23 protein-coding genes are annotated in these 21483 nt (G+C 72.5%); 12 read left to right on the forward strand and 11 right to left on the reverse strand.

Annotated elements, in window-relative coordinates:
- The first annotated feature begins 33 nt into the window (after window positions 1–33).
- Both CLV68_RS18030 and CLV68_RS18035 read left to right on the forward strand, forming a co-directional pair.
- On the forward strand, window positions 34–345 hold the full coding sequence (locus CLV68_RS18030; protein ID WP_121392005.1) for a hypothetical protein: 312 nt from the start codon (window positions 34–36) through the stop codon (window positions 343–345).
- A gap of 224 nt (window positions 346–569) precedes the next feature.
- Entirely contained in the window at window positions 570–962 is a 393-nt protein-coding gene (locus CLV68_RS18035) for a hypothetical protein (RefSeq protein WP_147460053.1), read from the forward strand.
- A gap of 67 nt (window positions 963–1029) precedes the next feature.
- Here the strand turns inward: CLV68_RS18035 and CLV68_RS18040 are convergent, their stop codons facing one another.
- From CLV68_RS18040 to CLV68_RS18075, 8 genes are all read right to left on the reverse strand, one after another.
- Window positions 1030–1473: a response regulator gene (locus tag CLV68_RS18040; protein WP_121392007.1), complete on the reverse strand. Its 444-nt coding sequence runs from the start codon at window positions 1471–1473 to the stop codon at window positions 1030–1032.
- Window positions 1470–3062 (reverse strand): sensor histidine kinase, encoded by a 1593-nt coding sequence (locus CLV68_RS18045; RefSeq protein WP_121392008.1) that lies wholly within the window; start codon window positions 3060–3062, stop codon window positions 1470–1472. The genes CLV68_RS18040 and CLV68_RS18045 overlap by 4 nt, the downstream gene beginning before the upstream one ends.
- Complete coding sequence (locus CLV68_RS18050; protein WP_170224429.1) at window positions 3055–4236, reverse strand: PP2C family protein-serine/threonine phosphatase; 1182 nt, start codon at window positions 4234–4236, stop codon at window positions 3055–3057. The genes CLV68_RS18045 and CLV68_RS18050 overlap by 8 nt, the downstream gene beginning before the upstream one ends.
- Window positions 4237–4349: 113 nt before the next feature.
- The gene (locus CLV68_RS18055; protein WP_121392373.1) at window positions 4350–5345 is read right to left on the reverse strand and encodes a 1-aminocyclopropane-1-carboxylate deaminase; all 996 of its coding nucleotides are present in this window, start codon (window positions 5343–5345) and stop codon (window positions 4350–4352) included.
- A 56-nt stretch (window positions 5346–5401) separates the two neighbouring features.
- A complete protein-coding gene (locus tag CLV68_RS18060; RefSeq protein ID WP_121392009.1) occupies window positions 5402–5746 on the reverse strand; it encodes a hypothetical protein in 345 nt (114 codons plus the stop codon).
- Between the two features lie 215 nt (window positions 5747–5961).
- The gene (locus tag CLV68_RS18065; protein WP_211346672.1) at window positions 5962–6348 is read right to left on the reverse strand and encodes a hypothetical protein; all 387 of its coding nucleotides are present in this window, start codon (window positions 6346–6348) and stop codon (window positions 5962–5964) included.
- A gap of 159 nt (window positions 6349–6507) precedes the next feature.
- A complete protein-coding gene (locus tag CLV68_RS18070; protein ID WP_092780107.1) occupies window positions 6508–6813 on the reverse strand; it encodes a hypothetical protein in 306 nt (101 codons plus the stop codon).
- Between the two features lie 111 nt (window positions 6814–6924).
- On the reverse strand, window positions 6925–7257 hold the full coding sequence (locus CLV68_RS18075; RefSeq protein WP_121392011.1) for a hypothetical protein: 333 nt from the start codon (window positions 7255–7257) through the stop codon (window positions 6925–6927).
- A gap of 274 nt (window positions 7258–7531) precedes the next feature.
- Here CLV68_RS18075 and CLV68_RS18080 point away from each other — a divergent pair, with 274 nt between their 5' ends.
- Window positions 7532–8140, forward strand: a complete 609-nt coding sequence (locus tag CLV68_RS18080) for an alpha-ketoglutarate-dependent dioxygenase AlkB (RefSeq protein WP_121392374.1) — start codon at window positions 7532–7534, stop codon at window positions 8138–8140.
- A 267-nt stretch (window positions 8141–8407) separates the two neighbouring features.
- The gene (locus CLV68_RS18085) at window positions 8408–8695 is read left to right on the forward strand and encodes a hypothetical protein (protein WP_092780111.1); all 288 of its coding nucleotides are present in this window, start codon (window positions 8408–8410) and stop codon (window positions 8693–8695) included.
- A 22-nt stretch (window positions 8696–8717) separates the two neighbouring features.
- On the opposite strand, the gene CLV68_RS34020 is transcribed toward CLV68_RS18085, so the two are convergent.
- Window positions 8718–9341 carry a hypothetical protein gene (locus CLV68_RS34020; protein WP_170224430.1) on the reverse strand — a complete coding sequence of 208 codons (624 nt, stop codon included), beginning with the start codon at window positions 9339–9341 and terminating at the stop codon, window positions 8718–8720.
- A 225-nt stretch (window positions 9342–9566) separates the two neighbouring features.
- On the opposite strand from CLV68_RS34020, the gene CLV68_RS18095 reads away from it, so the two are divergent.
- The 7 genes from CLV68_RS18095 (at window position 9567) to CLV68_RS18125 (ending at window position 17916) form a co-directional block, all read left to right on the forward strand.
- Window positions 9567–10298, forward strand: coding sequence for a response regulator transcription factor (locus CLV68_RS18095; RefSeq protein WP_121392013.1), 732 nt, complete (start codon window positions 9567–9569; stop codon window positions 10296–10298).
- Window positions 10299–10314: 16 nt separating this feature from the next.
- Window positions 10315–11769 (forward strand): sensor histidine kinase, encoded by a 1455-nt coding sequence (locus CLV68_RS18100; RefSeq protein WP_281274672.1) that lies wholly within the window; start codon window positions 10315–10317, stop codon window positions 11767–11769.
- A gap of 88 nt (window positions 11770–11857) precedes the next feature.
- The gene (locus CLV68_RS18105) at window positions 11858–12262 is read left to right on the forward strand and encodes a hypothetical protein (RefSeq protein ID WP_147460055.1); all 405 of its coding nucleotides are present in this window, start codon (window positions 11858–11860) and stop codon (window positions 12260–12262) included.
- 67 nt (window positions 12263–12329) lie between these two features.
- Window positions 12330–14183 (forward strand): glycosyltransferase family 39 protein, encoded by a 1854-nt coding sequence (locus tag CLV68_RS18110; protein ID WP_121392016.1) that lies wholly within the window; start codon window positions 12330–12332, stop codon window positions 14181–14183.
- A gap of 85 nt (window positions 14184–14268) precedes the next feature.
- Window positions 14269–15558, forward strand: coding sequence for a bifunctional glycosyltransferase family 2/GtrA family protein (locus CLV68_RS18115; RefSeq protein WP_121392375.1), 1290 nt, complete (start codon window positions 14269–14271; stop codon window positions 15556–15558).
- 5 nt (window positions 15559–15563) lie between these two features.
- Window positions 15564–17411, forward strand: coding sequence for an ArnT family glycosyltransferase (locus CLV68_RS18120; protein ID WP_121392376.1), 1848 nt, complete (start codon window positions 15564–15566; stop codon window positions 17409–17411).
- A 139-nt stretch (window positions 17412–17550) separates the two neighbouring features.
- Window positions 17551–17916, forward strand: a complete 366-nt coding sequence (locus CLV68_RS18125; protein ID WP_170224431.1) for an STAS domain-containing protein — start codon at window positions 17551–17553, stop codon at window positions 17914–17916.
- A gap of 42 nt (window positions 17917–17958) precedes the next feature.
- Here CLV68_RS18125 and CLV68_RS18130 read toward each other — a convergent pair whose 3' ends face one another.
- The gene (locus tag CLV68_RS18130) at window positions 17959–18600 is read right to left on the reverse strand and encodes a phosphoribosyltransferase (protein ID WP_121392018.1); all 642 of its coding nucleotides are present in this window, start codon (window positions 18598–18600) and stop codon (window positions 17959–17961) included.
- Window positions 18601–18726: 126 nt separating this feature from the next.
- Here CLV68_RS18130 and CLV68_RS18135 point away from each other — a divergent pair, with 126 nt between their 5' ends.
- Window positions 18727–19002, forward strand: a complete 276-nt coding sequence (locus tag CLV68_RS18135) for a GlsB/YeaQ/YmgE family stress response membrane protein (protein ID WP_121392019.1) — start codon at window positions 18727–18729, stop codon at window positions 19000–19002.
- 203 nt (window positions 19003–19205) lie between these two features.
- Here the strand turns inward: CLV68_RS18135 and CLV68_RS18140 are convergent, their stop codons facing one another.
- Complete coding sequence (locus CLV68_RS18140; RefSeq protein ID WP_246009945.1) at window positions 19206–21416, reverse strand: MMPL family transporter; 2211 nt, start codon at window positions 21414–21416, stop codon at window positions 19206–19208.
- Window positions 21417–21483: the final 67 nt, after the last annotated feature.

Here is a 21483-nt window from a genome sequence, read left to right on the forward strand (position 1 = left end):
GGTACCTCTCGGGCAAGAGCAACCGAGAGGCCCGTGGTCACCGTGCGCAAGTACTTCCTCGAAGCGTTCCTCGCCGCCGCGGGCGCCGCGGCCTGCGGGATGGTCTCCTACCACTCGGGTGGCTCCACCGCGTGGACCGTGATAGCCATGCTCCTCGGCGGCGTCGCCATAGCCTGCCTGGCCGCGAGCCTCGTCTCACGACGCGACTCCGGCCCCACGGAGCTGACCGACCGCCAGCGCCCACGCCACCGCCGCACCCGGGGCCCGCGCAAACTCGGCCCCCGGCGCCTGTTCGGCAGCAGCCCGACCACCACCGTGGCCCCGCGCCCCCGCCACCTCGGCTGACAAAGCCACCTCGGTAGGCGGAACAGCAACGGAATACACGCCCGGCTGGCCCGCTCATGGTGGCGGACGCACACCGCTGACCAGCAAGAACAGACCTGCTAGCGGGGCAGTTCGCACCAAGCGGCGTAACAACCACTCGGCCCGACACGACGCGGCATGGTGTGAACGAGACAGTCGACCCATCTCCAGCCGCCCGCCGCCGAGGGCGCATAGCCTTGTTGATCGTGTTCGGGCTCGTGATCGGCGTGTCCGCGGTGGTCATCGCGATCACGACCAGCGGCGACCACGATGCCCGATCACCAGGCAGCACGTCGCACACGCAGACACCCATCGTCCCGTTGTCCGGCCGCCCGCTCGCGCAGAGCAGGTTCATCACCGACCTCAGCGCGTACTACCCCGCCTTGACCAGCACCGCCAAGCGGTGGGACAGCGCGCTGACGGACGCGGAGAACACCTGCCTCGACATCGACGCAGGCAAGGACGCCAACACGGTGATGCGCAATACCGCTCTCCGGTTCCAACGCGACGATGCCGAACTCAGCTGGGCTGACGGTCGACGGATCGTCCGAATGGTGGAGGAGCACGAGGTCTGCGCGAGTTTCGGCATCGGCATCTGACGCTTCGGCTTCCGCACGTCAGGTACCGGCCGCAGCGTCACACATGCCGCTGACCAGCGAGAACGGCCTAGCGGGGTAGCTTAACCACGGTCACGAAGAACTCATCGATCTTGCGGATGATCTCGATGAAGCGGTCGAAGTCCACCGGCTTGGTCACGTAGGCGTTCGCGTGCAGCTGGTAGCTGCGCAGGATGTCCTCCTCCGCCTCCGAGGTGGTCAGCACCACGACCGGGATCATGCGGAACTCGGCGTCGGCCTTGATCTCGGCGAGGACTTGGCGGCCGTCGAAGCGGGGGAGGTTGAGGTCGAGCAGGATCAGGTCGGGGCGGGGGGCGTCGGCGTACTGGCCCTCGCGGCGGAGGAAGGCGACTGCCTGCTCGCCGTCGCGCACGACGTGCAGCTGGTTGCGGATCTTGTAGTGCTCGAATGCCTCACGGGTCATCAGCACGTCGCCGTCGTCGTCCTCGACCAGCAGGACGTCGATGACCTTGATGGCGGTGGGGTCGGTCATGGTTGCGCCTTCTCCGTGGGGGTTTCGGCGAGGGTACCCGCCGGGGTGGTCGCGTCGGCGGCGACGGGGAGGGTGAAGCGGAAGCGGGTGCCGTCGTCGACGGGGTCGAGCCAGATGCGGCCGCCGTGGTACTCGATGATCTTGCGGCACATGGCCAGGCCGATGCCGGTGCCCGGGTAGGCGTCCTTGCCGTGCAGGCGCTGGAAGATGACGAACACCCGCTCGGCGAACTCCGGTTCGATGCCGATGCCGTTGTCGGTCACGGTGAACAGCCACTGATCGCCGTCGCGCTGCGCGGTGATCCGCACGACCGGGGGCGCCGAGCCGTGGAACTTGACCGCGTTGCCGATCAGGTTCTGGAACACCGCGGTCAGCAGCGGCGCCTCGCCGAGCACGGTGGGCAGCTCGCCGACCTCGACGACCGCGCCCGCGTCCCCGATGGCCTCGGCCAGGTTGGCCTCGGCTTGGGCGACCAGGTCGGCCCCGGCCACCGGCACCCGGTCGCGGGCGTGCCGACCGACCCGGCTGAACGCGAGCAGGTCGTTGATCAGCACCTGCATCCGCTTGGCGCCGTCGACGGCGAACCCGATGTACTGGTCGGCGCGCTCGTCGAGCTGCCCCTTGTAGCGGCGTTCGAGCAGCTGGCAGAAGCTGGCGACCTTGCGCAGCGGCTCCTGCAGGTCGTGCGAGGCGACGTAGGCGAACTGCTCCAGTTCGGCGTTGGACCGCTTGAGGTCCTCGGTGCGGGCGTCGAGGGCGGCGTTGACCTCGCGCTGCACCGACACCTCGGCCAGGATCCGCCTGCGCATCGAGTCGACGTCCCCGGCCAGCTCGGTGACCTCCCTCGGCCCGGTGACCCGCAGCTCGTGCTGGAAGTCGCCGTCGGCGACCCGGCGCACACCGCCGGTCAGCTGCGCAAGCGGCCCGGCCACCGCGGCCCGCAGCACCACGGCGACCAGCAGGAACACCACCAGCAGCACGATCGCGATGCTCACGCACACGATCACCAGGGTGCTCGCCGCGCCTGCGAGCGCCGCCCTGCCCGCCTCGCGGGCCAGGTCGAGCTCGCGCTGCAACCCGCCGACCGCGGCGCGGACCTGGTCGAAGCGCCGCTTGCCCGCCTCGGTCTGGGCGTCACCGCTGACCCCGGTGGCGCGGACGCGCTCGATGGTGGGCACGGCGTAGTCGGTGCGCCAGCGCTCGACGTCGGTCTCGATCGCGGTGATCCGGTCGAGCAGGTCGGTGCGCACGACGATGGTGCGGCGCAGGTTCGCGATCGCGGCGCGCTGCCGCTCGATGCCGGAGTCGTACGGTTCGAGGAACTCGTCCTGGGCGGTCAGCACGTAGCCGCGCAGCCCGGTCTCCTGGTCGACCAGCGCGGTGTCCAGGCGCAGGGCGTGCTGCACGGCGGGGTCGACGCGGTCGACGATGGTGGTGCGCGCCTCGGTGAGCCCGGCGATGGCCAACGACCCGGCGACCACGGCGCCGATGAACACCAGCACCAGCGCGCCGATGGCGAGGGTCAGCCAGCGGCGCAGCGGCCAGCGCGAGCTCACCCGGCCCGCCGCGGGGGCACCGCGCTCAGGCATCGCGGTCGCCGACCCGGCTCAGCAGCATCGCGGCGACGTCGTCGACCAGGTCGCCCTCGTTGAGGGCGCACGCCTGGCGGATGAGGTCGTCGAGCACGGTGACCCGCCAGCGCGGGTCGGCCCCGGCGAGGGTGCCGACCATCTCGGCGAGGCGGGCGAAGCCGAGCCGTTCCGAGGTGGTGCCCATCCGGCCCTCGATCAGGCCGTCGGTGTAGAGCAGCACCGACCACCGCTCGCCGAGCTCGACCGTCGTCGACGGCCAGGTGGCCTTGGCGCGGACGCCGAGCGGGACACCGACCGGGGCGTGCAGCAGGCTGACCCGCCCGTCGGCGACCAGCACCGGCGGCGGGTGCCCGGCCAGCCGGAGCCGGGCGGTGCGCCGGTCGGGGTCGACCGAGAGCATGCAGACGGTGGCGAACAGGCCGTCGAGGTGGCGCTCGTGCCGCAGGACCCGCTGCATGGTGCCGAGCACCTCGTCGACCGGGCGCTCGGCCAGCACCAGCGCGCGCCAGGCGACCCTGAGGTGGACGCCGAGCGCGGCCTCGTCCGGGCCGTGGCCGCAGACGTCGCCGATCACCGCGTGCACGGTGCCGTCCTCGGTCTGGACCAGGTCGTAGAAGTCGCCGCCGAGCAGCATCCGCTGGCTGCCTGGCTGGTAGGTGAAGTCGCGCTCGAGCCGGGGGTCCGACAGCACCGGGGTGGGCAGCAGGCCGCGTTCGAGGCGGGCCTTCTCCTCGGCGTAGAGCCGCTCCTCGCGCAGCTGCCGCTGGATCTCCTCGCTGCGCACGCGTTCCACCGCGTAGCGGATGACGCGGCTGAGCAGGTCGCCGTCGACCTGCCCCTTGACCAGGTAGTCCTGTGCGCCAGCGGCGACCGCGGCGACACCCTGCTGCTCGTCGGCGAGCCCGGTGAGCACGACGACGGCGACGCCGCCACCGGCCTCCTCCAGCTTGCGCAGCCCCTGCAACCCGCTCGCGTCGGGCAGGCCGAGGTCGAGCAGCACGCAGTCCACGCCTGCCAGCAGCGGTTGCGCCTCGGCCAGGCTCTGCGCCCTGGTCAGCACCACGGGGGCGTCGACATCGGCGAGCAGTTCCTCCACCAGCAGCGCGTCACCCGCGTCGTCCTCGACGAGCAGGACGCGCACCACGTCCCGCGCCGCCACCACAGCATCCATACAAACACCGGCTCCAGGCACTCTGGGCGTCTACCCAGTCGCCAGATGGTAGCCGTGGATCCGTGCGGTGACCGTGGGGCGCGCGCCGGACGTGCGACCCACGCCCCCGCCGCCTAGACGACCGCGCTGTAGCCGTTGAGCGCGGGCTGGCCGCCGAGGTGGGCGAACAGGACGGTGTCGGTGCGCGCGATCTCGCCGGTGCCGACCAGGTCGATCAACGCGGCCATCGACTTGCCCTCGTAGACCGGGTCGGTGATCAGGGCCTCGGTGCGCGCGGCCAGCCGCATCGCCGACAGGGTCTCCTCGTCGGGGATGCCGTAGGTGCCCGCGTGGTAGCGCTCGTCGAGGATGACGTCGTCGGTGATCTCGGTGTCGAGGAGGGTGGCGGTGCGGTGCGCGATGCGCCGCACGGCGGCCAGCGTCTCGACCGGCTTGGCGGTGATGTCGACGCCGATCACCCTGCGCCGCTCGCCGAGGGCGGCGAACCCGGCGACCATGCCCGCCTGGGTGCTGCCGGTGCCGGTGGCGACGACGACGGTGTCGAACCGGACGCCCGCGGCGCGTTCCTGCTCCAGCAGTTCCGCGGCCCAGCGGGCGAAGCCGAGGCCGCCGAGCGGGTGGTCGGAGGCGCCTGCCGGGATGGGGTATGGCTTGCCGCCTGCGAGGTCGACCTCGGTGAGGACCTGCTGGTAGCTCTCCTTGATCCCGATGCCGAAACCCGCCTTGACGAACCGGGACGTGGCACCGAGCAGGCGGCTGAGCTGGACGTTGCCGACCTTGTCGTACACCGAGTCCGGCCAGTCCACCCAGGACTCCTGGACCAGGGCGCACTTGAGGCCGAGGTACGCGGCGACGGCCGCGACGGACCTGGTGTGGTTGGACTGCACGCCGCCGATGGACACGAGGGTGTCGCACCCGGTGGCGACGGCGTCGGCGGCCAGGTACTCCAGCTTGCGGACCTTGTTGCCGCCGAAGGCGAGACCGGAGTTGCAGTCCTCGCGCTTGGCCCAGATCCGCGCCCCGCCGAGGTGGGCGGTGAGCCGGTCGAGCGGGTGCAGCGGCGAGGGGCCGAAGGTGAGCGGGATGCGGGGGTGGTCTGCCAGCGCCATGGCCTCGACCATACCCCGTACCGGGGTTAGGGATGGGGTTATTTCGCCGGGGCCGGTCAGTCGGCGTGGCCCGCGCGGCGGTGGATGTCGGCGAGCAGCTTGGCCAGGCCCGGCGGGAGCTGGTTGACCGCGTCGGTGGCACCGGGCAGCCGGGTCGGGACGGAGGGCAGCCGGGTGGGGGTACCCGGCGCGCCGGAGTCGACGACCCGGTCGCGTTCGGCGGCCGGGTGGCGCCACTGGCCCGCGTGCCCCTCCGGGCACGGCAGCTCCATCAGCGCGAACTCGGTCCCGCCGCGACCGTCCGGTCGGGGCTGGTGCCAGCGGATGACGCCGTCCGGTCCGCACTGGTGCGGGCAGGGCGCGCCAGTGCGGTCGGGCGGCTCGGGGGGGTCAGGCGGCACGAGGCACCTGCCCTATCCCCCCGCAGCGCGGGCAGAAGTCCTTGCGGTTGGGGGCGAGCCCGGAGCCGAGGCACTCCGGGCACTCGCCGGTCCGCACCGGGAGGCTGGGTTGACCGTGCATCGTCATGGTGTTCCGCGCGTGAGTCCGCATGGTCACCAGGATTCCGTACCGCGTCCGGTGACGCCAGTTCCCTCGCGCGACCGCGGGGGCGGGCTCACGGGCGGGCCTCGTGTCCCTCGGCGCCGCGGGTGCGGCGGGACTCCTTGAGCTCGGACTCGTACACGTGCCGCCTGCCCTGGAGCAGCTCGTCGCGGACCGAGCGCTCCTCGGCGCGGACCCGCTCGTAGTAGTCCTCGTCGTACTCCTCGACGATCTGGAACGTCCAGCGGCCGGGCAGGACGTTGCGCCCGACGAGCTCGGTGCGCAGCCGCCGCGCGATCTCGGCGTGCCCCGCCTTCTCGAGCAGGTCGGCCGCCTCGCCGAGTTCGAAGTCGGCGCCGCCGGTGAGCTGGTGGAAGGAGTACAGGTGGCCGCGGGCGCGCTCGATGGTCTCCAGCGCCTCGGTGAGCTTGCCGACGGCCTCGACGGTCGCGTCGTCCACCCCGGCGGGGCGGCAGTGGGCCGGGTCGGGGGCGTCGGCTGGGGAGGTCTTCGGTGTCACGTGTGGTCAGTACCCGGTGGTGAGTGGGGATATTCGGGGATCGCGGGACGTCCCGGTGGGGTCACGGGGTCCGGCGCGGGAGCACGGGCGCGACGCGGTTCACGGGGCCCTGCGGTCGAGCAGGCCGCGGGCGCGGACCAGGGCGGCGCGGGCCTCGATGTCGCGGGCGGCCACCAGGTGGCCCCTGGCCAGGCCGACCGCCTCGGCGGCGGTGAGCACGAGGCAGGTGTCGCCGGTGGCGGCGGTCCTGGCGAGGGCGCCGAGCAGGTCGTCGGCGATGGCGCGGGCCGCCGCCGCGGACGGCGGGGTGATCAGTGCGGCGAGGGCGGTGTCGACCGCGCGGCGGAGGTCGAGACCGGGGGACGGGGTTCCGGGGAAGGGCAGTGCGTCCAGTTGCCGTGTCATGAGTTCTCCCAGGGGTCCGGCGCTTCGTTGAGCCAGTCAGCTGAGATTGCCCGCTCAGGTGGCGGGGGCTGAACTCGGAGCGGCAGGGTCCACTCGTCCGGGTTAAAGACGTTAGATCGAACGGCGCTCGAACGCGGTCGCGGGGCGCGGCACCGGGAGCGCGGGCACATCCAGCAGGGCGGCCGCGGCGTGGTCGAGCGCGGCGCGCGCGGCCGGGGTGTCTGCGGCGGCGATCGCGGCGATGGCGCGGCGCACGTCGGCCACCGGACGGGTGAGCAGGCAGGTCTCCCCCGCGGCGGCCGTCCACGCGAGACCGGCCATCAGCTCGGCGACCGCGGCCTGCCCGGCGGGGTCGGGCAGCACGCGCTCGACGGCGGCGCGCAGGTGCAGGCCGGGGTGGACCGCTTTCGGTGCCTGGCGGACGGTCCGGCCGCGAGCGGGCACCTGTCCCCCCGCGACTCTCGTCGGGGCGGTCGCGAGCGGACGGCCTTGCGCGGCAGGGGTTTGCGAGTGGGGTGCGGTGACGGGTGTGGCCATGGGGGTACCTCGATCTCTCACGGCGGCGCGGCGCGGCGAAGGCGGGTGGGCGGCGGCGGGTACCCCGATCGCGGCGGTGCGAAACCTCGTCCCGGTGCGAGGTGCGACGTCACCAGCGGCCAGTCTGCCAGACCACCGCAAACCCAGCAGGTCGAACAGGTGTTCGAGTATGCTGCCTGACATGCCCGTCCCGTTCCAGACCTCGCTGCTGGATTCCGGCCCTGGCCTGGGAGATCTCGCCCTGGCGCACCGCACCGAACTGGCCGGTGGCGCGTGGGTGGATTTCCTGCCGGGGTGGTTACACGCAGCAGACACCGTGTTCACCGCTTTGGTGGAAGACGTGCCGTGGCAGGCGGAGCGGCGGGCGATGTACGACGCCGTTGTCGACGTACCGCGACTGCTGGCCTTCTACCGGGAGGGTGACGCGGTGCCGCATCCGGTACTGGCGGAGGCAAAGGAAGCGCTATCGCGGCATTACCCGATCGAGTTCACCACGGCGGGCCTGTGCCTGTACCGCGACGGCCGCGACAGCGTCGCCTGGCACGGCGACCGGATCGGCCGCGGGTCCACTGAGGACACCTGGGTGGCGATCGCCTCGCTCGGCGCGACCCGGTCGCTGCTGCTGCGCCCGCGCACCGGCGGGCCGTCCCGCCGCTTCCCGCTCGCCCACGGCGACCTGCTGGTGATGGGCGGCTCGTGCCAGCGCACCTGGGACCACTCCGTCCCCAAGACCAGCCGGCCCACCGGACCCCGCGTCAGCGTCCAGTTCCGCCCGCGCGGCGTCCGGTAGGCAACGGGGTTCCCGGTGGACGACGGCGGCAGGCAGGCACTGGAGTCCGACAGCGAACCCGAGTCCGACAGAGCGGTGTCCGGCCGAGAACGGTGTCCGGTGCGGACATCCGACCGTGCAGGCGCACGGCCAGACCGCACCGGAACCGGCAGTCGGCCCGTTCACCGCGCGCGACGCCCTCGACACCGCCCGTCCCCGCCGGTATCTTGATTCCTGATACTGGACTACGCACTACTGGCCTTCGGCAGAGCACGGGAGCGCGCGGACATGGACGCTGGGGATGTCGGGCGGTTGCTGTTCGGGCGGCCGAGCAGGTTGCGGGTGGCGCTGTGGATCCACCAGCACGCCGGGCCGCGGTTCTTCCAGTCGGAGCCGCCGAAGACGGTGATCGCGCAGAGCGCGTGCGGGGTCGAGCTGACCAGGTTGGTGGACCTGGGGATGCTCACCGAGCACCGGGAACCGGCCAACCGGCGGGTGTACTACGAGCGCACCCGCAGTCCACTGTGGTCGATCATCACCGCCGCGTCGAAGGTGGTGGACCCGGTCGACAAGTGACGCCGGGCCCACCACGGCCGCGTCACTCGGTCGGCGGCGCGCCCTCCGGCGCGGTGCCGTCCTCGCGGCGCGGCGGGACGCCCTGCTGGCCCTCCGGCGCGCCGCCCTGGCCCATCCCGGGGCCGCCCGCGCCGCGCTCGCTGATGGTGGTCGCGGTGGCGGTGTCCCCGGAGGTGGTGGCGACGATGGTGACGGTGTCGCCCTGCGCGATGGACTGCTGGACCGTCTTGGCGTCGATCGTGTAGGTCTTGGTGTAGCCGTCGGTGCTCTTGGCGGTGACCGAGGTGTCGCTGATCGCGGTGACCTCGCCGGTCTGCAGGAGCCGGGTGCCGTACTTGCCGTCGCCCTCGGACACGGTGAACTCGCCGTGCAGCGCGCCGGCCACACCGCCCGCGCCACCCATGCCGCCGCGGCCGCCGCCCATCCCGCCGCCGGGGCCGCCCATGCCACCGGAGCGCCCGCCCGCGTTGTCCGCGGTGGCGTCGCTGGCCGCGTAGACGGCGAACCCGCCCGCACCGGCGATGCCCACGGCGACCACGCCTGCGACGGCGGACTTCTTCCACGACCAGCGCGGCTGGGTGCGCTCCGGAACCGGCGCGCCCCAGGCCGCGGGCTGCTGCTCCGGTTGGGGGGTCTGCTCCGTCATGGTTCCTCCTGGTTCGTCCGCGGCCTCGTGGCCCCGGTACCACCAACCATCGGGATCAAGCCTGTGCGCACGCTGTGCACGGGGTGGGCATCGGCTATGTGCCCGGGGCGGCCTCTGTGCTCAGGGCGGCCTATGTGCCCGGGGCGCGACAAGAGGGAAACGGACACAGGTGGTACACAGGATCGGCACAGGTAGCGCCCAACGGCACCGGCCAAGATCGGGGGCATGACCGTGAACACCTCGTCCCGCCCGGAGCTGCGCAGGCCAGACGGCCAGCCGGTCCGGGTACTCGTCGTCGACGACGAGCCGACGCTGGCCGAGCTGGTGACCCTGGCGCTGCGCTACGAGGGCTGGGACGTGCGCAGCGCGCTCGACGGCTCCGCCGCGGTGCGGGTGGCCCGGGAGTTCAAGCCCGACGCCGTGGTGCTCGACGTGATGCTGCCCGACTTCGACGGCATCGAGGTGCTGCGCAGGCTGCGCGCCGAGGTGGACGGCATGCCGGTGCTGTTCCTGACCGCGAAGGACTCGGTGGAGGACCGGATCGCGGGCCTGACCGCGGGCGGCGACGACTACGTCACCAAGCCGTTCAGCGTGGAGGAGGTCGTGCTGCGGCTGCGCGCGCTGTTGCGCCGCACCGGGGTGACCGAGTCCGGCGGCGGTTCCGCGCTGGTGGTCGGCGACCTCACGCTGGACGAGGACACCAGGGAGGTGTTCCGGGCAGGCGAGGCGGTGACGCTGACCGCGACCGAGTTCGAGTTGCTGCGCTACCTGATGCGCAACCCGCGCCGGGTGCTGAGCAAGACCCAGATCCTGGACCGGGTGTGGAACTACGACTTCGGCGGCCAGGCCAACATCGTCGAGCTCTACATCTCGTACCTGCGCAAGAAGATCGACGCGGGCCGCGATCCGATGATCCACACGATGCGGGGCGCGGGCTATGTCCTCAAGCCCGCCTGAGGAGCCGGGCAGGGCGATGTCCCTGCGGGCGCGGCTGATCGCCGAGCAGCTGGTGCTGCTCGGCCTGGTGCTGCTGGTCGCGGGCGTGGTCACGGTGGTCGGCCTGCGCGCGTTCCTGGTCGACCAGCTCGACGCGCGGCTGACCGACGCCAGCAAGGGCGCGGCCGAGTTCCTCGGCCGCGGCGGCCCACCGCCCTCGGGCGACCGCAACCGGCAACCGGGCAGCGGGCCGATCCAGGACCTGGGCGCCATCAACGCCGCGATCGTGGACGGCGTGGTGTTCTCGGCGCAGCGGCAGACGAGTTCCGGCAAGGAGAACCTGACCACCACCGCGTACGACTCGGTGCTGACCGCGCTGCCCGCGGACGGCGTCGCCCGCGACCGCGATCTCGGCGACCTGGGCCGGTACCGGCTCATCGCGGTGCCCACCCAGGCGGGCAACGGCGTGGTGGCGTTGATCGGGCTGCCGATCGAGGCGCTGGAGGACACCCTGTGGACCACGGGCCTGGTGCTCGGCGGGGTGTCGTTGCTCGGCCTGACCATCGCGGGCGTGGCGGGGGTGCTGATCGTGCGGCGCACATTGCGCCCACTGGACCGGATGGCGGCCACCGCGCGCCGGGTCGCCGAGCTCCCGCTCGACCGGGGCGAGGTGGCGCTGTCGGTGCGGGTGCCGAAAGCGGACACCGACCCCGGTACCGAGGTCGGGCAGGTGGGGTCGGCGCTGAACCGGATGCTCGGCCACATCGGCGCGGCACTGACCGCGCGGCACGCCAGCGAGACCAGGGTGCGCCAGTTCGTCGCGGACGCCAGCCACGAACTGCGCACCCCGCTGGCGGCGATCCGCGGCTACGCCGAACTGGCGCGCCGCCGCGGCGACGAGGTGCCGCCGGACGTGGCGCACGCGATCTCCCGGGTGGAGTCGGAGGCGCGCCGGATGACGACGCTGGTGGAGGACCTGCTCCTGTTGGCCCGCCTGGACTCCGGGCGTCCGTTGCTCTACGAGACGGTCGACCTGTCCCGGCTGGTGCTCGACACCGTCGGCGACGCCAAGGTCGCCGGGCCCGAGCACGCGTGGCGGCTGGAACTGCCCGCCGAGCCGGTGTTGGCCGTCGGCGACCAGGCGCGGCTGCACCAGGTGCTGGCGAACCTGCTGGCCAACGGGCGCACGCACACCCCGGCTGGCACGACGATCACGGTGGCGCTGCGGGTGGACGGGTCGGACGCGGTGCTGTCGGTCGCCGACGACGGCCCCGGCATCCCGGCGGAACTGCTGCCCGAGGTGTTCGAGCGGTTCGCCCGCGGCGACGAGTCGCGCTCGCGCGCGCAGGGCAGCACGGGGCTGGGTCTTGCCATCGTCTCGGCGGTGGTCGCGGCGCACCACGGGTCGGTCGAGGTGATCAGCGGACCCGGTCGGACCGTGTTCACCGTCAAGGTCCCCGCGGCGAGCGGGGCGGTCGCGGCCACCGTCTGATGATCACCACGATCGGGTGTCTTTCGGCCGATCACGCACCCGGCGCGGCAACAATTCCGGCGACGTGTTCGCGGCGGAAGGAGTTGCGGTGAAAGGTGTTCGCCGAATAGTCGTGTCGCTTGTGGTCACCGGTTTCGCGATGACCGGGACCTCGGTACCACAAGCGGCGGCGGCGACCGGGATCTTCCTCTACTACGAGTTCGACGGCGGGTTGGGGATCGTCAACCCCGACGACGACTGGTGCTACCGGCTCGGTTTCACCGTGCGGCACCTGGACAACGACACCAACCGCAGCGTCCTGGTGTTCCCCAACGACGACTGCCTCGGGCTGCCCGCCGCCACCATGCGGCCGTTCACCAGGCAGGACTCCCCCGGCCTCGTCTCGGTCCTGTTCCGGCGCGGCACCAGCCCCCGGTGCGTCACGGTGAAGGACGCCGACAGCTCGCCGGGGTCCACCTCGCCGGACGAGGGCGACCGGCACTGCAACGGTTGAGCGGGCGCACAGTTCCCGCACAGGGAACGCACATCCCCGCCCCAGCGCGCTGCCCGACCGTGAGGGCATGACACTCGTCGCTGACCGGCCGGTGGCCGTCCCCACCCCGGACACCGCGCGCACCCCGGTGCCGCGCAGGCTCTCCGTGGCCGTCCTGCTCCTCGGCACCGCCGCGCTCTACCTGTGGGACCTCGGCGCGTCCGGGTGGGCGAACGCCTACTACTCGGCCGCGGCCCAGGCGGGCGGGCAGAGTTGGTCGGCGTGGTTCTTCGCCGCCACCGACAGCGCGGGCGGCATCACCGTCGACAAGACGCCGTTCGCGGTGTGGGTGATGGGGCTGTCGGTGCGGGTCTTCGGGCTCGGCTCGTGGAGCGTGCTGGTCCCCCAGGCGTTGGCCGGTGTCGGGTCCGTCTGGCTGCTCTACGCGGCGGTGCGGCGGTGGTCGGGGCACCACGCGGGGCTCATCGCCGGTGCCGCGTTGGCGCTGACCCCGGTGGCCGCGCTGATGTTCCGGTTCAACAACCCCGACGCCGTGCTGGTCCTGCTGCTCACCGCGGCCGCCTACGCGACGGTCCGCGCGGTCGAGCGGGCCGGTGTGCGGTGGCTGGTGCTCGCGGGCGCGTTGGTCGGTTTCGGTTTCCTCACCAAGATGTTGCAGGCGTTCCTCGTGCTGCCCGCGTTCGGTCTGGTGTACCTCATCGCGGCACCAACCTCATTGGGCAAACGCATCGCGCATTTGTGCGCCGCTGTCGGCGCGGTCATCTGCACGGGCGGATGGTGGGTCGCGGTGGTCGAGCTGATCCCGTCCGGCAGCAGGCCCTACATCGGCGGCTCGCAGACCGACAGCGTGCTCGAACTCGCCTTGGGCTACAACGGTTTGGGCAGGCTCACCGGCGACGAGGTGGGCAGCGTCGGCGGCGGCGCGGGCTGGGGCACGGCCAGTTGGTCGCGGTTGTTCGGCAGTGAGATGGGCAGCGAGATCGCGTGGCTGCTGCCCGCCGCGCTGCTGGCGCTCGTCGCGCTGGTGTGGCTGACCCGCCGCGCGGACCGGACCGACCGGACGCGGGCCGCGGCGCTGCTGTGGGGCCTGTGGCTGGTGGTGACCGGGGCCGTGTTCAGCCTGATGGACGGCATCATCCACCCGTACTACGCGGTGGCGCTGGCCCCGCCGGTCGCGGCGCTGTTCGGCATCGGCGCGGTGGCGGTGTGGCGCAACCGGGCCGATCCGGCGGCGATCGGGTTCCTGTCGGCCGGGATCGCGGTGACGGCGCTGGAGGCGTGGCTGCTGCTCTCCCGCGAGGACGACTGGCTGCCGTGGCTCGCGCCGCTCGTGCTGGGTGGCGGGCTGGCCGCGGCGATGGCGGTCGTGTTCGTCCCGGTGCTGCCGAGGGCGGCCGGGCGCGCGGTGGCGGTGGTCGCGTTGGTGCTCTGCCTTGTCGCGCCGGGGATGTACACGGTGGCGACAGCGGCACAGGCGCATTCCGGTGCGCTGCCGTCCGTGGGTCCGTCGGCGTCGAGTGGCCCTGGTGGTGGCGGCCGCGGCGGCATGGGCGGCGGGGGCATGGGCGGGCTGCTGGGCGCGCCGACGCCGAGTGCGGAGTTGTCGGCGGCCATCGCTTCCGGCGCCGACCAGTACACCTGGGCCGCGGCGGTGATCGGGTCCAACAACGCAGCCGGGTACCAACTCGGGTCCGGTGTCCCGGTGCTGGCCCTGGGCGGGTTCAACGGCACGGATCCCGCGCCGACGCCTGCCGAGTTCCAGCGGATGGCCGCCGACGGCGAGGTGCACTGGTACATCGCGAGCTCGTTCATGCAGGGCTCGACCGGCAGCGACGACGCGCACGAGATCGCCGAGTGGGTAGCACAAAACTACGAAGCCACCACCGTCGACGGCGTCACCCTCTACGACCTGAGCCGCTGAGATGACCACCACTTCGGGATTTCCCACAGCGGGCGCACAGCCGCCGCACACCGACCACCCAGCGCGGCGCCCGATCGTCTACGGCATGACCCCCACTGAGACGGCGGCCGCGGACCCCGAGGTCTCCGGCGCCCTCCCCCAGCAGGTGGCCCGCGGACCGGTGCGGACGTCGGGACCGGCACCGGTGCTCGACGTCGTGGTGCCCGTGCACAACGAGGAGCGCGATCTGGAGCCGTGCGTGCGCCGACTGCACGCGCATCTGCTCGCGCACTTCCCCTACCGGTTCCGGATCACCGTCGCCGACAACGCCAGCACGGACCGCACCTGGGCGGTCGCCGAGTCGCTCGCCGCGTCGCTGCCCGGGGTGCGCGCGGCGCGGCTGGCGGAGAAGGGCCGCGGCCGGGCGCTGCACACCACCTGGCTCGGCTCCGACGCCGAGGTCCTCGCCTACATGGACGTCGACCTGTCCACCGACCTCAACGCGCTCTCGCCGCTGGTGGCGCCGCTCATCTCCGGGCACTCGGACGTGGCGATCGGCAGCAGGCTGGCGCGCGGCGCCCGGGTGGTGCGCGGGCCGAAGCGGGAACTGATCTCGCGTGCCTACAACCTGCTGCTGCGCGGCACCCTCGCGGTGCGCTTCTCCGACGCCCAGTGCGGGTTCAAGGCGATCCGCGCGGACGTGGCCAGGGCGCTGCTGCCGCACGTGGCCGACACCGGCTGGTTCTTCGACACCGAACTGCTGGTGCTGGCGCAGCGGGCCGGGTCGCGCATCCACGAGGTGCCGGTCGACTGGGTCGACGACCCGGACAGCCGGGTCGACATCGTGCGCACCGCGGTCGCCGACCTGCGCGGCATCGCCCGGCTCGGCCGCGGTCTGGCCACCGGTCGGCTGCCGATCGCCGACCTGCGCGCGCAACTGGGCCGCGGCGCGATCACCCCGGACCCGCCGGGTGTCCCCCGTGGACTGCTGCGGCAGCTGGTGCGGTTCGCCGCGGTCGGCGTCGTCAGCACCCTGGCGTACCTGGTGCTGTACGTGCTGCTGCGCGGCCAGGTCGGGCCGCAGGCGGCGAACCTGGTGGCACTGCTGGTGACCGCGGTCGGCAACACCGCGGCCAACCGGCGGCTGACCTTCGGGGTGCGCGGGTCGGGCGACGCGGTCCGGCACCAGTTCCAGGGGTTGCTCGTGTTCGTCCTCGGGTTGGGGCTCACCAGCGGCGCGCTGGCGCTGCTGCACGGGCTCACCGCGCCGAGCGGCCGCACCGAGGTGGCCGTGCTGGTCGCGGCCAACCTGCTGGCCACCGTCCTGCGGTTCCTGCTGCTGCGCAGCTGGGTCTTCCGCCGTCCCGCCGAGCCCGTCCTGGAGAGCGCGCTGTGAGCACCGTGACCGCCGAGTCCGCCGTCCCCGCGACCGACACCCCCACCGATCCCGGGCCCAGCACCGCACCGGCCCCTCGACACCCCCGCTGGGAACTGCCCGCCGCGATCACGCTGCTGGTCGCGACCGCCGTGCTGTACCTGTGGGACCTCAGCGCGTCGGGGATGGGCAACAGCTTCTACGCCGCCGCCGCGCAAGCGGGCACCCAGGACTGGAAGGCGCTGTTCTTCGGGTCCCTCGACGCGGGCAACCTGATCACCGTCGACAAGCCGCCCGCCGCGCTGTGGCTGATGGCGCTGTCGGGCCGGGTGTTGGGCTTCTCGTCGTTCAGCATGCTGCTGCCGCAGGCGCTGGCCGGGATCGGCTCGGTGTGGCTGCTCTACCGGGCCGTGCGCCGCTGGTCGGGGCCCGGCGCCGGGCTGCTCGCGGGGGCCGCGCTGGCCGCGACCCCGGTGGCGGCACTGATGTTCAAGTTCAACAACCCCGACGCGCTGCTGGTGCTGCTGCTGGTCGTCGGCGCGTACTGCACGGTGCGCGCGGCGGAGAAGGCGAGCCCGACCTGGTTGGTGCTCGCCGGTACCGCGATCGGCTTCGGGTTCCTCACCAAGATGCTGCAAGCCTTCCTCGTGCTGCCCGCGTTCGTGTTGGTGTACCTGGTGGTCGCGCCGACCAGCCCGCTGCGGCGCGCGCTGCACGTGCTGGCCGCCGGGGTCGCGGTGGTCGTGGCCGCCGGGTGGTACGTGGTGGTGGCCGACCTGTGGCCCGCCGCGTCCCGGCCGTACATCGGCGGGTCGACCGACAACACCGTGCTCGACCTCGCCCTCGGCTACAACGGCCTCGGCCGGATCTTCGGCGGTGACGGCAACGGCGGCGGGGGTGGCGGCGGGAACACCGGTTTCGGCGGGGAAACCGGCCTGTTCCGGATGTTCGGCGCGGCGTTCGGCCCCGAGGTGTCGTGGCTGCTGCCCGCCGCGCTCGTCGGCATGATCGCCGGGTTGTGGTTCACCCGCCGCGCGCCGCGCACCGACCGCACCAGGGCCGGGCTGCTGCTGTGGGGCGGCTGGACCGTGGTGACCGCGCTGGTGTTCAGCTACATGCAGGGCACCGTCCACCCGTACTACGCGATCGCGCTGGCGCCCGGCATCGCCGGTGTCGTCGCGATCTCCGGCCGCGAGCTGTGGCGCGGCCGCGGTCACCTGCCCGCGCGGATCGCGCTGGCGTCGATGGTCGCGCTGACCGCGGGCTGGGCGTTCGTGATGTTGGGCTGGGACGGCAGTTGGTTGCCGTGGCTGCGGTGGGTCATCGCGGTGGCGGGTGTGCTGGCCGCCGCGGCGATCGCGACCGGCGTGCACCTGCTGCGCGGGGCGGCGGTGCCGGTGGCGGTGCTGGCGCTGGTGGCGTGTCTCGGTGCGACATCGGCGTACACGGTGGCCACGGCGGCGACCGCGCACAGTGGCTCGATCCCGCTGTCCGGCCCGGTGTCGCAAAGCAGCGGCATGGGTGGCGGTATGGGCGACACCGGTTCCGTCAGCGCGGAACTGGTGGCGGCGTTGCAGGCGACCACGGGTCGTTGGGCGGCGGCGAGCACCGGTTCGCAGGGCGCTGCCTCGTTGCAGTTGGCCAGTGGCATGCCGGTGATGGCGATCGGCGGGTTCAACGGCGGTGACCCGGCGCCGACGCTGGCGCAGTTCCAGGCGTACGTCGAGTCCGGACAGGTCCGCTACTACGTCGAGGGCGGCCGCGGTGGCGGCTTCGGCGGCGGGAGTCAGATCGCGACCTGGGTTCAGGAGAACTTCGCGCAGGTCACGATTGGCGGCCAGACGGTGTACGACCTGGCGGTCCGCGCGGGCTGACCCCGGCTGGGGTCTTTGGACCTGGGACAGCGGCGTCGGTGCCGCGTAGGCTGCCGTCCACTCGGTTCCGACGCCGCTGGGAGGCTCGCCGTGCTCGACGACGCGACGCCCGCCCCGGCCGCCCGGCCCCACCGGGGTGGTGGTCGCGATCGTTGAGCAGCCACCACCGCGCGCCGAGCACCGGGCCGACCGGCAGCCGGGGCGGGCCACCCCGGACGGGGTGGTTCCCCGGCAGGGCCGGTTGACCGGGCACGCGGACCTGCGCACCCGGCCGGACTTCGAGCAGCTGCTGGTCGCGCTGTGCACCCAGGCCACCGGCGACGTCCACTTGGACCTTGCGGAGCTGGACTTCATCGACGTGTCCGGTGTGATCACCCTGTTGCGGGCGGCCGGGACGCTGCCGGGTCAGAGCAGGCTGGTGCTGCGCAACCCGCCGGAGTCCATGCGGCGCATCCTGGACCTGCTGGGGCCCGCTGTGGGCGCGGCGGGGGTCACTGTCGACTGACCGCCGAACAACCCTGTTGTGACTGTGTCACAGCGGGAGCGGTCACCGGGACAACAGTTCCCGGACCTCGGCGTCGTCGACCTGGGTGAAGTCCTCGTACCACTGGCCGACGGAGTTCAGGTCGTCCGGGGCGAGCGGGCAGACGACGTCGTCGGCGATCTCGGTGAGCCGGTCGACCACGCTCGCGGGGGCGACCGGTACGGCCAGCACCACGCGTTCGGCGCCGAGTCCGCGCACCACCCGGACGGCGGCCTCGACGGTGGACCCGGTGGCCACCCCGTCGTCGACCACCACGACGGTGCGGCCGCGCAGCGAGTGCGGTTCCCCGCCGCCGCGCAGTCGCCGGGACTGGTCGGTGAGGTCGGCCTTCACCCTGGCGACGGTGTCGGCGACGTCCGACCAGGACAGTTCCAGCAGGGCGAGCACCGGTTCGGCGCGCACCTCGACCCAGTCCGATCCGTGCCTGCCCTCCCCCACCGCGCCGACCGCGAGTTCCGCGGTGCCGGGTGCGCCGACCTTGCCCACGAGCACGACGTCGAGTTCGGCGGTGAGCAGGGCGGCGACCACGGCGGCGACCGGGACCCCGCCGCGGGGCAGGCCGAGGACGACCGGGTCCTCGCCGCGCAGGTACTCCAACCTCGCGCCGAGCACCCGACCGGCGTGGACGCGGTCGGTGTAGTGCATCCCCCCAGTGTGCGCCCCGGGTTCGGTCGCCGCCGGGCGAGAAAAAGTTCGCCGGATCGAGTGAGAATCGCGTTCGCCGGGGTACCTCAGTGTCGAGACCCCCACCGAGATTCGAGGGAGCGGACAATGACCGTCACCGGCATCTTCACCGCGCTGATCATCGGTCTGATCATCGGCGCACTGGGCCGCCTGGTGGTTCCCGGCAAGCAGTCGATCCCGATCTGGCTGACCATCGTGGTCGGTATCGTCGCGGCTTTCCTGGGTACCGCGTTGGCCAACGCGGTCGGCGTCGGCACGACCGCGGGCGTGGACTGGATCGAGATCATCTTCCAGATCGGCCTCGCCGCGCTCGGTGTGGCGCTGGTCGCCGGTTTCTACGGGCGCAGCCACGCCCGCCGGTAACCCCGCGGGCTGACCGGGCAGGGAACAGCCGCGCAGGGGATGCAGCAGGGTTGCAGTGCGAAGTACAGGGTTGCAGTGGGAAGTACAGGGTTGTCAGGGGAAGTACAGGGTTGTCAGGGGAAGTACAGGGTTGCGGGAAGCCCCGACCAGTTCGCTGGTCGGGGCTTCCCCTCGTTGTCGGGCTGTTCAGCGCCGTCCCGGGATCAGCCGACCGGGTCCAGCTCGCGGGTCTGCTCGGCCTCGACCGGGGCGGGAACCCGGCGGGGGCGCAGGATCCGCGGCGTCCACCAGTTCCGCTCACCGAGCACACCCATCAGCGCGGGCAGGACGATGGCGCGGATGAGGGTGGCGTCGAGCAGGATCGCGGTGGCCAGGCCGACGCCCATCTGCTTCATGTCGATCGTGCTGAGCGTGGCGAAGATGGAGAACACCCCGATCATCACGGCCGCGGCGCTGGTGACCACGCCCGCCGAGGACGTGATGCCCTGGGAGATCGCCGCCCTGGTGTCCATACCGGAGTCCCGCGCCTCGCGGATGCGGCTGACGACGAACACGTGGTAGTCCATCGAGAGTCCGAAGAGGACGACGAAGAGCATCAGCGGCAGCCAGGCGACGATGCCGCCGGTGGAGGTGAAGCCGAGCAGGCCCTCGGCCCAGGTGTTCTGGAACACCAGCACCAGCACGCCGTAGGCGGCCGCGGCGGAGAGCATGTTCAGCGCGATCGACGACAGCGCGATCAGCGGGGCGCGGAACGTCCAGGTCATGATGATGAACGTCAGCAGCAGCACGATCGCGATGACCCACGGCAGCGACTCGTTCATCGAGTCGACGAAGTCGTTCTCCCCCGCGGTCTGCCCGCTCACCGCGAACTCGGCACCGGCGACGGCCCCGACGGTCTGCGGCAGGGCGACCGTGCGCAGCCAGGTGAGGGACTTGTCCGCCTCGGGGCTGGCCGCCGAGGACGAGATGGCCGCGTTGAGCAGGAACACCCGGCCGTCCGATGAGCGGGTGACCTCGATCTCGCGCTCGTGGGCGAACCCGGCGTCGGCCTTGATCCGCTCGGTGAGCGCGGTCACCGCGGCCTCGGTCTGGGCGACCTTGTCGGCCGGGGCCCGCACGCCGACCGCGTGGGTGGCGCCGGTGCTGGGGAACGCGGCGGTCATCCGGTCGTAGGACTGCATGACCGGGATGCTGCGCGGCAGGTCGGCGTCGGACGGGGAGTTGAGCTTCATGCCCAGCGCCGGGATGGCCAGCGCGACCAGGGCCAGGCCCGCCACGGTGAGCGTGGTGGCCGGGCGGCGCAGCGACGGCCGCAGGATCGCCTTCCACACCCTGGGCTCGCCGCCCTTGGCCGACAGGCGCCACACGAACGGGACCCTGGGCTTGTCCACCCAGCGGCCGAGCTTGGCCAGCATCGCGGGCAGCACGGTGATGGAGCCGATCACGGCGGTCAGCACGACCAGGATGGAGCCGATGGCCATCGAGGTGAAGATGACGTCGTTGGCGACGAACATGCCCGCCATGGCGACCACCACGGCGAACCCGGAGACCACGATCGCGTGCCCCGAGGTGGCCGCGGCCATCTCCACCGCGTCGAGGTGGGTGCGGCCCTTGGCGCGTTCCTCGCGTTCGCGGCGGACGTAGAACAGCGAGTAGTCGACGCCGACGGCCATGCCGATCAGCAGGATCATGCTGGAGGTGTTCTCGGAGGCGGGCACCAGCTGCGAGGCCAGCGCCGAGAGGCCCATCGCGGCGGCCACCGCGGAGAGCGCCAGCAGCACCGGGATGCCCGCGGCGATGACCGCGCCGAAGGCGATCAGCATGATCACCAGGGTGACCGGGATGCTGATCAGCTCGGCCTTGGCGAAGTCGTCGCCGAGCGCGGTGGACAGCGCCTTGTTCAGCGACTCGCCGCCGACCTGCTCGACCAGCAGGTCGGGGTGCGCGGCCTGCACCGCGGCGGTGGCGTCGAGCAGCGGTTGCAGCCGCTCGTCGGCGGTCTTGCGGTCACCGGCGATCTCGACGCTGACCAGCAGCGCGTTGCCGTTGGGCGAGGGCAGCGCCTCGCTGACCTCACCGACCTCCTTGAGGCCCGACATCCTGCCGCGCACGTCCTCGGCGACCTTGCCAGCCGCCGCCTTGTCGAGCGCGCCGGAGCGGGCGGTGATCAGGACGTTCTCGCTGGCCGGGCGGTTGAAGCCCGCGTCGTCGACCATCTTCTGGTAGACCGCGAGCTCGCCCTTGGCCGCGTCGTCGAAGTCGGTGGTCTTGGTGCCGACGATGTTGCCGACCCCGATGCACACCGCGACGAACACCAGCCACGCGGTGATCGCGCGCCACGGGTGCTCCGCGCTCCACCGCGCGATCCGCACCGTCGCCATCGGTCTTGCCTGCGTCGCCGAATTGCCTGACATGTCTGGGTTCCCCCCGCTGACGGAAACGACACTCTTCGCTGTTGGGCAGAAGAGTGTCAGCGGCGTG

This window comes from Actinokineospora cianjurensis (assembly GCF_003663795.1).
GTDB classification, from domain to species: Bacteria; Actinomycetota; Actinomycetes; order Mycobacteriales; family Pseudonocardiaceae; genus Actinokineospora; species Actinokineospora terrae.